Source organism: Streptomyces anatolicus (assembly GCF_019400875.1).
In the GTDB taxonomy this organism is placed as follows: Bacteria; Actinomycetota; Actinomycetes; order Streptomycetales; family Streptomycetaceae; genus Streptomyces; species Streptomyces anatolicus.
This window is the reverse complement of record NZ_WMBF01000230.1, coordinates 1-9,795: the sequence shown is the minus strand read 5'-3', so window position 1 is coordinate 9,795 and position 9,795 is coordinate 1. Positions and strand designations below refer to the sequence as shown.

Below are 9,795 nucleotides of genomic sequence, written 5' to 3'. Positions count from 1 at the left end.
GTGTGGGTGGGGTTCGTCGAAGTAGCTGCCATGTGCTGAGGCTCCCGCCGATTGACAAGGTGCGCAATAGTTCGCGTTTTCAGTGGTCAAACTGACCAGCGGAGGGCAAGGATGGGCGGGCTATCTGTACATGATGACCACCCGGGAGGACGTATGGCGATCGATCATCTGGACGGCAGGCTCATCGTGCTCCTGGCGCGGGAGCCGCGTATCGGGGTTCTTGAGGCGTCCCGCAGGCTCGGCGTCGCGCGCGGCACGGTGCAGGCGCGGATGGACCGGCTTCAGTCCAATGGAGTCATCCGGGGCTTTGGCCCCGAGGTCGATCCGGCGGCGCTCGGCTACCCCGTCACCGCTTTCGCGACGCTGGAGATCAAACAGGGCCAGGGCGCGGACGTGCGGGCGCATTTGGCGACCGTCGCCGAGGTGCTGGAACTGCACACCATCACGGGCCACGGCGATATGCTCTGCCGCCTCGTGGCCCGGTCGAACGCCGATCTCCAACGTGTGATCGACCGCGTCGTGGGTTTTGATGGCATCGTCCGGGCTTCCACGGCGATCGTCATGGAAAACCCCGTTCCGCTGCGGATCATCCCGCTCGTGGAGCAGGCGTCCGAAGACCCCTGAGTCGACGACCCCCGAGCGCTTCGGCAAGCCGAGCGCTCCGGGAAAGGCGAGGTGAGCACTTCAGTGAACTTCTGGGACTACCTCGGCAACCGCCACCAACAGTTGCTGACGGACGCCTATCAACACGCCAGCGCCGTCTTCCAGTGCATGGTCGTGGCGACCCTCATCGGCGTACTGATCGGTGTCCTCACCTACCGCAGCGAGTGGGCGGGCAATCTGGCGACGACCGCCACCTCCACCATCCTCACCATCCCCTCGCTCGCCATGATCGGTCTGCTGATCCCCGTCGTCGGGCTCGGTGTCGCGCCGACCGTGATCGCGCTGACCCTCTACGGCCTGCTGCCGATCGTGCGCAACGCCATCGTCGGGCTGCGCGGCGTCGACCCCTCGCTCGTCGACGCGGCGAAGGGCATCGGGATGTCGCGGGCCGCCCGGCTCTTCAAGGTGGAGCTGCCGATCGCCTGGCCGCCGATCCTGACCGGCATCCGGGTCTCCACCCAGATGCTGATGGGCATCGCGGCCATCGCCGCGTACGCCTCCGGGCCCGGCCTCGGCAACGAGATCTTCCGCGGCATCGGCTCGCTCGGCAGCAAGAACGCGCTCAACCAAGTGCTCGCGGGCACGCTGGGCATCATCGTCCTCGCACTGCTCTTCGACGCGGCGTACGTCCTGATCGGCCGGCTGACGATCTCAAGGGGAATCCGTGTCTGAGACCACCGCCGCCACCACCTCCGGAGCCACCTCCGCGTCCGCTTCCGGGTCCGCTTCCGCCGCCACCTCCGGGGCCACGATCGAGCTGGAGAACCTGACCAAGCGCTATCCGGGCTCCCACGAGCCCGCCGTGGACAGCGTCAGCATGGAGATCAAGGCTGGCGAGACCGTCATCTTCGTCGGCCCCTCCGGCTGCGGTAAGTCGACGACCCTGAAGATGATCAACCGCCTCATCGAGCCGACGAGCGGCCGCATCCGCATCGACGGTGAGGACGTCACCGACATCGACCCGGTGAAGCTGCGCCGCAAGGTCGGGTACGCGATCCAGTCCTCCGGCCTCTTCCCGCACATGACGGTCGCGCAGAACATCGCCCTCGTGCCGAAGATGATCGGCTGGGGCAAGGCGCGGATCAGGTCACGGGTGGAGGAGATGCTGGACCTGGTCGGCCTCGACCCGGGCGAGTTCCACGGCCGCTATCCGCGCCAGCTCTCCGGCGGGCAGCAGCAACGCGTCGGCGTGGCGCGGGCGTTGGCGGCCGACCCGCCCGTGCTCCTGATGGACGAGCCGTTCGGCGCGGTCGACCCGATCACCCGCGACCACCTCCAGGACGAGCTGATCCGGCTCCAGCACGAGCTGCACAAGACGATCGTCTTCGTCACCCACGACTTCGACGAGGCGATCAAGCTCGGCGACCGCATCGCCGTGCTGCGGGAGCGCTCGCACATCGCGCAGTTCGACACCCCCGAGGCGATCCTCACCAACCCCGCCGACGACTTCGTGTCGGGGTTCGTGGGCGCGGGGGCCGCGCTCAAGCGCCTCAACCTCACGCGCGTACGGGACGTGGAGATCGCCGACATCCCGACGGTGACCGTCGACGACCCGCTGCAGACCATCTTCGACAAGCTGCGCGTGAGCGGCGTCAACGAACTGCTCCTGCTCGACAAGCGCGGCCGCCCCTACAAGTGGCTGCGGCGCGGCGACCTCATGCGCGCCAAGGGCTCACTGGCCCGCGCGGGCACCCTCGTCCACGACACGGTGACCCGCGACGCCACGCTGCGCGACGCGCTGGAGGCGGTGCTCACGGACAACGCGGGCCGGGTCGCGGTGACCGGGCGGCGCGGGGAGTACACGGGCGTCGTCGACATGGAGACGCTGATGAACTCCGTCCACGAGATGCTGGAGGCCGACCGCCTCGAAGCCGTCGAGCACCAGCACGAACTGGAGGAGCAGCGCGCCCAGTTGACCCACCAGGAGCAGGAGGGCGCGGGGTACGGGGAGCTCGGAGGGGCGGCGAAGGCATGAGGCCCGACGAGCGCCGCCCCGAAGGGGAGCACGAGGTCAAGGGCCTCGCGTTCCGTGACACCGGCGAGGACGAGCAGGAGGCACCGGCCGCGCGCGCGGGCGGCCCGCAGCCGCGCCGGGTCAGCTGGCAGAAGGTGACGTTCCTGCCCGCCGTCCTCGCGGTGATCCTGCTGCTCACCTGGTGGTGGTTCCAGCAGGCCGACCTGGACTCGATCTCCAGGAACGCGCTGGCGAACGGGAACGTGTGGCTCAGGCTGCGCCAGCACATCGAACTCACCGCGATCTCCACCTTCTTCGTCCTCATCATCGCCATCCCGCTCGGCATCCTGCTGACGCGCGGAAAGCTGCGCAGGGCGGCGCCCGCCGTGATGGCCCTGGCCAACATCGGCCAGGCGACCCCGGCGATCGGCCTCCTCGCCCTCCTGGTGATCTGGCTGGGCATCGGCGAGAAGGCGGCCCTGATCGGCATCATCACCTACGCCGTCCTGCCGGTCCTCTCCAACACGATCGCGGGCCTGAAGGCGAACGACCCGACGCTCCTCGAAGCGGCGCGGGGCATCGGCATGTCCCCGCTCGGCGTCCTCGGCAGGGTCGAACTCCCCCTCGCCGTACCGCTGATCCTGGCGGGCGTGCGCACGGCCCTCGTCCTGAACGTCGGCACGGCGACGCTTGCCACCTTCGGCGGTGGCGGGGGCCTCGGCGACCTGATCACGACGGGGATGACGAACCAGCGCATGCCGGTCCTGATGCTCGGCTCGATCCTGACGATCGCGCTGGCGCTCCTGGTGGACTGGCTGGCCTCACTGGCCGAACTTGTCCTGCGTCCGCGCGGGTTGGAGGTGCGGTCATGAGGGTGACGTGGCGTACGGGCGGCCTCGCCGTGCTGGCCGGGGCGCTCCTGGTGAGCTGCGGCCTCACCAGCGGCAGCCCCATGGTGGACGACGTGAAGCCGGGCTCCATCGGCAAGGGCCTGCCCCTCAAGGGCGCGGACCTCACCGTCACGTCCAAGGAGTTCACCGAGCAGCTGATCCTCGGCGCGATCATGGGCATCGCCTTCGAGGCGGCGGGCGCGGACGTACTGGACCGCACGGGCATCCAGGGTTCGATCGGCGCGCGGGAGGCCGTCAAGGGCGGTGACGCGGACGCCATGTACGAGTACACGGGCACCGCCTGGATCACGTACCAGGGCAACACCGAGCCCATCGACGACCCGCACAAGCAGTGGCAGGCGGTGCGCGACGCGGACCTGAAGAACGGCATCACCTGGCTCCCGCCCGCCACGCTCAACAACACGTACGCCCTGGCGATGAACCGCCGGAACGCGGCGAAGTACAAGACGAAGACGCTCTCGGACGTGGCGTCCCTCTCCAAGTCCGACCCGAAGGCGGTCACGCTCTGCGTGGAGAGCGAGTTCGCCTCCCGCGAGGACGGGCTTCCGGGCATGCAGAAGGAGTACGGGATGAGCGTCCCGTCCGCCAACATCACCAAGATGGACACCGGCATCATCTACACGCAGGCGTCCAAGGGGTCGTGCGCGTACGGCGAGGTCTTCACGACGGACGGCCGCATCAAGGCGATGGACCTGACGACGATGGAGGACGACAAGCGCTTCTTCCCCAACTACAACGCGGCCCCCGAGATCAACAGCAAGTCCCTGAAGCGGCATCCGGAGATGGCGGAGATCCTGGCGCCCATCACCAAGGCCCTGAACAACACGGTGGCGCGGGACCTCAACTCGAAGGTGGACGTGGACGGCCAGGACCCGCACGCGGTGGCGAAGGAGTGGCTGATCGAGGAGGGGTTCGTGAAGGAGTAGCCCTCCCGGGCTCCAGGAAGTTGCAAAGACTCCGTTGCAAAAACCGTTGCAACGGAGTCTTTGCATACCTACGCTGTCGGTCATGACAGCACCCAAGGCCCGCAAGCTGGTCACGCTGGACGCCCGCTCGCTGCGCGGGCTCGCTCATCCGCTGCGGATCCGCCTGCTCGGCTCGCTGCGGCGCGACGGCCCCGCCACCGCCTCCCAACTGGGCGTCCGGCTCGGCGAGTCGAGCGGGGCGACCAGCTACCACCTGCGGCAACTGGCGGCGCACGGCTTCGTCGAGGACGACCCGGAGCGGGGCAAGGGCCGGGAGCGGTGGTGGCGGGCGGCGCACCAGGGGACGAGTTTCGACGACGCGCTGCTGCACGACGCGGACCCGACCGTGCGCGGGGCCGCCCAGCTCTACCTCCACGAAGTGGCGTCCCTGTACATCGAGGCGCTGTCCACCTGGGTCGGCACGAGCCATGAATGGCCCGAGGAGTGGATCGCCTCCTCGGACATGAGCGACGCCATCCTGCGGCTGACCCCCGAGCGGACCGCCGAGCTGAAGGACAGGATCCACGAGGTCATCGAGGGCTTCCGCGAGTTCGCGAGCGACGAGGACGACCCACGGGCGGCCCTCGTCCGCATCCAGACACAGCTCATCCCCACGCGCCCCACCGACTGAAGGGCTGACGACCATGCACCCTGACATCCACCTGAGGCTGCACCACGACCGCGCCGCCGAGTTAGGGCGCGCGACGCCCCCAAGGCGGACGCGCTCTCACCCACCCATACGTACGCAACTCGGCTGGACGCTGGTGGAGTTGGGGCTGCGGCTGGTCAGCAGCTCGGGAGGTCGCCGCCCTCGCGCAGGGTCCGCAGCGCCTCGACCGTTCCCTTCAGCGTCGTGACCGGGACGAGGCGCAGGCCCTTGGGGAGTTCCGCCTTGGCGTCCGCGCACTCGGCCCTCGGCACCAGGAAGACCGACGCGCCGTCGCGCCGCGCGCCCTGCGTCTTCAGGGCGACGCCGCCGACCGGGCCGACCTCGCCGGAGGCGGAGATCGTGCCGGTGCCCGCGATGTCCCGGCCGCCCGTGAGGTCGCCGCCGCTGCCGTCGCCGTCCAGCTTGTCGATGATGCCGAGCGACAGGAACAGGCCCGCGCTGGGTCCGCCGACCTTGCCGAGGTCGACCTTGACGTCCACCTTGCCGGTGTCGTCGTAGCCGTCCGCCTTCAGATAGGCCAGCGCCGCCTTGACCGCCTCGTCCTGCGACTTCTTCATGTCGCCGAGGTTGTGCTTCTGGACTTCCTTCACGTCGTCGCCGGTCGGATAGACCGAGTCCTTCGGCATCACGGCACGGTCGCTCCGGAACCACCCGTCGACCACGTCACCGAGCCGCACGTCCATCTGCGGCCCCGTCGCCGCGATGGTCGTCATACGCAGAGCACCCTTGGTCTCCCGGGTGGGGACGCCGCTGATGGTGAGCACGGGCTTGCCCTCGTGCTTGCCGAGCACGTTCGCCGTACCGCCGGGCTGCGCCACGGCAAACGGCAACGGCGCGACCGCCGCGACGGCGAGCAGAGCCACGACGGGCAGGGCACAGACGGCGAGGGCCTGGCCCCGGCTGAATCGAGCGAAGGAGAAAACCACGGGATCAATCTAACGTGAGCCCCGGGACGGCATACCAAGCCGTCCGACGGTCGAGGACGGGCGCGCGCAATATCTAGTCCGTCCGACGGTCGAGGACGAGCGCGCGCGATATCTAGCCCGTCCGGCGATTGAGGACAAGCTCGGCGCAGCCGGCGGGATCAAGCCCGTCCGGCGCTTGAGGACGAGCCAGGCGCAGCCGGCGACAGACCGAGCCACAAGGAACCGCTCGCCCGCGCGGCCTCAGCGCAACGCATCGGCGACTTCGCGCGCCGCATCCACCACCCGCGGCCCCACCCTCTCCGGCACGGAGTCCGCCAGCATCACCACGCCCACGCTGCCCTCTATCCCCGTCACCCCGACCAGCGGCGCCGCCGCCCCGCTCGCCCCGGCCTCCAGCTCGCCGTGGGTGAGCGCGTAACCGGGGTCCGTCACCAGCCCCTGCCGGGCCGCGAGGATGGCGCGGCCCGCCGCCCCCCGGTCCAGGGGGTGGCGGAAACCCGTGCGGTACGCCACGTGGTAGTCCGTCCACGTCGGCTCGACCACCGCGACCGCGAGGGCCTCCGTGCCGTCGACGAGCGTCAGATGCGCCGTCGCCCCGATGTCCTCGGCCAGCGAGCGCAGCGCGGGCAGCGCGGCCTCCCGCACCAGCGGATGCACCTGGCGGCCGAGCCGCAGCACGCCGAGGCCGACGCGGGCGCGCCCGCCGAGGTCCCTTCGGACGAGCGCGTGCTGTTCGAGGGTGGCGAGCAGGCGGTACACCACGGTGCGGTTCACGCCGAGCTTGGTGGACAGCTCGGTGACCGTGAGGCCATGGTCGGTGTCGGCCAGCAGCTTGAGGACGCGCAGTCCTCTGTCCAGCGTCTGGGATGTCTCCGCGGTCACGACGCCCACTCCTTAAGTGAGGGTCGGCGACCTCCTTACGCGGCGGTTGCGCCGCCGGTCCCGTGGGCGACGCGCGTCAGAGGCCGCCGGTCGGAACACCGGCTGCGCTCCGCGGCGGCGCTGCCACGGGGCGTGTGCGTTGCGGGGACAGTAGCGAGGCCGTCCCGCTCAGCGGAAGACTCCGTCCAGAATCCGGGCATGCAGACGTCCCCGGCGCCCCCCATTGCCCCGTTACGCGGGGGGTGTCACTTCATGCGGGTGGCCCATTCCTGCACCTTCTCGATGCGCTGCCGCAGCTGCCCCGCGGTGGCCTCCGCGCTCGGCGGCCCCCCGCAGGTGCGCCGCAGCTCGGTGTGGATGACGCCGTGCGGCTTCCCGCTCTGGTGGACGTACGCGCCGACCATCGTGTTCAGCTGCTTGCGCAGCCCCAGCAGCTCCTTGTGGGAGACGACGGGCCGCCGCTCGGCGGGCAGCTCGAGGAGGTCCGCCTCCTCGTCCGGCTTCTTCCTGCTGTGCGCGATCTGCCGGGCCTGCCGCTTCTGGAGCAGCATCTGCACCTGGTCGGGTTCGAGGAGGCCGGGGATGCCCAGATAGTCCTGCTCCTCCTCGCTTCCCGGGTGCGCCTGCATGCCGAACTCGGCGCCGTCGAAGAGCACGCGGTCGAAGACGGCCTCGGACTCCAGCGCCTCGAAGGAGAACTGCTCCTGCTCCCCGGTGTCCTCGTCCTCCTGCTTGTTCGCCTCGTCCATCTCCTTCTCGGACTCGGCGTAGGGGTCCTCCTCCCCCTCCTTCTTCGGCTTGTCGAGGGCGTGGTCGCGCTCGACCTCCATCTCGTTGGCGAAGGTGAGCAGGTCCGGGACGGTCGGCAGGAAGACGGACGCGGTCTCGCCGCGCCGCCGGGAGCGTACGAATCGGCCGACGGCCTGCGCGAAGAAGAGCGGCGTCGAGATCGTCGTCGCGTACACGCCCACCGCGAGGCGCGGCACGTCGACGCCCTCGGAGACCATGCGGACGGCGACCATCCACCGGTCCGTGCCCTCGCTGAAGTCGTCGATGCGCTTGGAGGCCCCGGCGTCGTCGGAGAGGACGACGGTCGCCTTGGTGCCGGTGATCTCGCGGATCAGCTTGGCGTAGGCGCGGGCGGAGTCCTGGTCGGAGGCGATGACGAGCCCGCCCGCGTCCGGGATGGCCTTCCTGACCTCGGTGAGCCGGGTGTCGGCGGCCTTGAGCACGTTCGGCATCCACTCGCCGCGCGGGTCGAGGGCGGTGCGCCAGGCCTGCGAGACGGCGTCCTTGGTCATCGGCTCGCCGAGCCGGGCGGCGATCTCGTCCCCCGCCTTCGTACGCCACCGCATGTTGCCGGAGTAGGAGAGGAAGATGACGGGCCGCACGACGCCGTCGCCGAGCGCGCTGCCGTAGCCGTAGGTGTAGTCGGCGGAGGAGCGCCGGATCCCGTCGTTGCCTTCCTCGTACGTGACGAAGGGGATGGGGTTGGTGTCGGACCGGAAGGGCGTACCGGTCAGCGCGAGCCGCCGCGTGGCGGGCTCGAAGGCTTCCAGGCACGCCTCGCCCCACGACTTGCTGTCGCCCGCGTGGTGGATCTCGTCGAGGATGACGAGCGTCTTGCGCTGCTCGGAGCGGTTGCGGTGCAGCATCGGGCGCACGCCGACGCCCGCGTAGGTCACGGCGACGCCGTGGTACTCCTTGCTGAGCGGTCCCGCGCTGTACTCGGGGTCCAGCTTGATGCCGATACGAGCGGCCGCCTCCGCCCACTGCTTCTTCAGGTGCTCGGTGGGCGCGACCACGGTGACCTGCTGCACGACGTGGTGGTGCAGCAGCCAGGACGCGAGCGTGAGCGCGAACGTCGTCTTGCCGGCGCCGGGGGTGGCGACGGCCAGGAAGTCTCGCGGCTGCTCCTGGAGGTACCGCTCCATCGCGCCCTGCTGCCAGGCACGCAGCTTGTTGGCGGTGCCCCAGGGGGCGCGGCCGGGAAAGGCGGGCGAGAGGTGGTGGGAGGAGTTGGCGGCGGCGCTGGTGGTAGTCACGGTCTCCGGGATTTTGCAGCTCGGGTACGTACGACAACCGGGCCACCTTACCGGTGGGCCGGCGCCGGGTACCCGCCGACGGCCCAGGGCGCCTCGATGTGCGAGGCGGGTCACACGGAGGTCAGGACCGGCTCCTGCGACGCCTCGGTCCGGCGCCGGTAGTAGTGCACGGTGACCGCGCCGAGGAGCGGCCCCCAGAGGAGCAGCGGCGCGTAGACGATGTTGAGCAGCCAGATGCCCCACGTGGTCGCTTCCATATCCGAGTGGAACGACGTGTAGACGAACAGCGCGCCGAAGACAGTCGTGGCGAGCGCGCCGACTCCCGCCAGAGTGGTCCCCACCATGACCGGGACCTCGCGCCCGCCCAGCCACGGGATCCAGCGCGGCCACGTCTCCCCCCAGCTCTGCACGAGCCCGAGCGCGAGGAAGGCGAAGACCTCGGAGATCAGGCTGAGGGCGACCAGGGCCAGCGACCCGAGGCCGGGCGCCCCCATCTGCTCGTACTCGGATTGCGCGAGCCCCACGGGGACGCCGAGGGCGATGGCCACCCGCCAGATCGCGGAGGGCACGTTGGTCAGCGCGGCGCCCACCGCGGCGAGCCGGGCCCAGCGCGGCACATCGGGTAACACATGCATTTTCGGCATGCCGCCAGGCTTGTCGACGGGGCGCGCGCACGCATCGACCCCCGGGTCCATCCCCTCTCCCCCGCGAGGCTTACCCGCGCGTACGGGAGGCGTACGCCAGGAAGTGGGACCAGGTGGAGGGGGTGAGGGTGAGGT

General features: G+C 70.1%; 10 protein-coding genes. 6 read left to right on the top strand and 4 right to left on the bottom strand.

Translation table 11 applies throughout. From position 1 onward, the window contains the following. Window positions 1-153: 153 nt before the first annotated feature. The 6 genes from GKQ77_RS20075 (at window position 154) to GKQ77_RS20050 (ending at window position 5,124) form a co-directional block, all read left to right on the top strand. On the top strand, window positions 154-624 hold the full coding sequence (locus GKQ77_RS20075) for an Lrp/AsnC family transcriptional regulator (RefSeq protein WP_030794967.1): 471 nt from the start codon (window positions 154-156) through the stop codon (window positions 622-624). A 63-nt stretch (window positions 625-687) separates the two neighbouring features. After that, window positions 688-1,335: an ABC transporter permease gene (locus GKQ77_RS20070; protein ID WP_125517751.1), complete on the top strand. Its 648-nt coding sequence runs from the start codon at window positions 688-690 to the stop codon at window positions 1,333-1,335. Next, window positions 1,328-2,638 (top strand): betaine/proline/choline family ABC transporter ATP-binding protein, encoded by a 1,311-nt coding sequence (locus GKQ77_RS20065; protein ID WP_372459931.1) that lies wholly within the window; start codon window positions 1,328-1,330, stop codon window positions 2,636-2,638. Before GKQ77_RS20070 ends, GKQ77_RS20065 begins: the two co-directional genes overlap by 8 nt. Next, window positions 2,635-3,489, top strand: a complete 855-nt coding sequence (locus GKQ77_RS20060) for an ABC transporter permease (protein ID WP_219690302.1) — start codon at window positions 2,635-2,637, stop codon at window positions 3,487-3,489. Before GKQ77_RS20065 ends, GKQ77_RS20060 begins: the two co-directional genes overlap by 4 nt. Next, entirely contained in the window at window positions 3,486-4,454 is a 969-nt protein-coding gene (locus tag GKQ77_RS20055) for a glycine betaine ABC transporter substrate-binding protein (RefSeq protein WP_219690301.1), read from the top strand. Before GKQ77_RS20060 ends, GKQ77_RS20055 begins: the two co-directional genes overlap by 4 nt. A gap of 82 nt (window positions 4,455-4,536) precedes the next feature. Then, a complete protein-coding gene (locus GKQ77_RS20050) occupies window positions 4,537-5,124 on the top strand; it encodes a winged helix-turn-helix domain-containing protein (RefSeq protein WP_219690300.1) in 588 nt (195 codons plus the stop codon). A 155-nt stretch (window positions 5,125-5,279) separates the two neighbouring features. On the opposite strand, the gene GKQ77_RS20045 is transcribed toward GKQ77_RS20050, so the two are convergent. From GKQ77_RS20045 to GKQ77_RS20030, 4 genes are all read right to left on the bottom strand, one after another. After that, a complete protein-coding gene (locus GKQ77_RS20045; RefSeq protein ID WP_219690299.1) occupies window positions 5,280-6,089 on the bottom strand; it encodes a S16 family serine protease in 810 nt (269 codons plus the stop codon). 240 nt (window positions 6,090-6,329) lie between these two features. Next, complete coding sequence (locus tag GKQ77_RS20040) at window positions 6,330-6,971, bottom strand: IclR family transcriptional regulator (RefSeq protein WP_219690298.1); 642 nt, start codon at window positions 6,969-6,971, stop codon at window positions 6,330-6,332. Window positions 6,972-7,216: 245 nt separating this feature from the next. After that, window positions 7,217-9,016, bottom strand: coding sequence for a DEAD/DEAH box helicase (locus tag GKQ77_RS20035; RefSeq protein WP_219690297.1), 1,800 nt, complete (start codon window positions 9,014-9,016; stop codon window positions 7,217-7,219). 110 nt (window positions 9,017-9,126) lie between these two features. Then, window positions 9,127-9,660: a hypothetical protein gene (locus GKQ77_RS20030; RefSeq protein ID WP_258021606.1), complete on the bottom strand. Its 534-nt coding sequence runs from the start codon at window positions 9,658-9,660 to the stop codon at window positions 9,127-9,129. Window positions 9,661-9,795 lie beyond the last annotated feature (135 nt).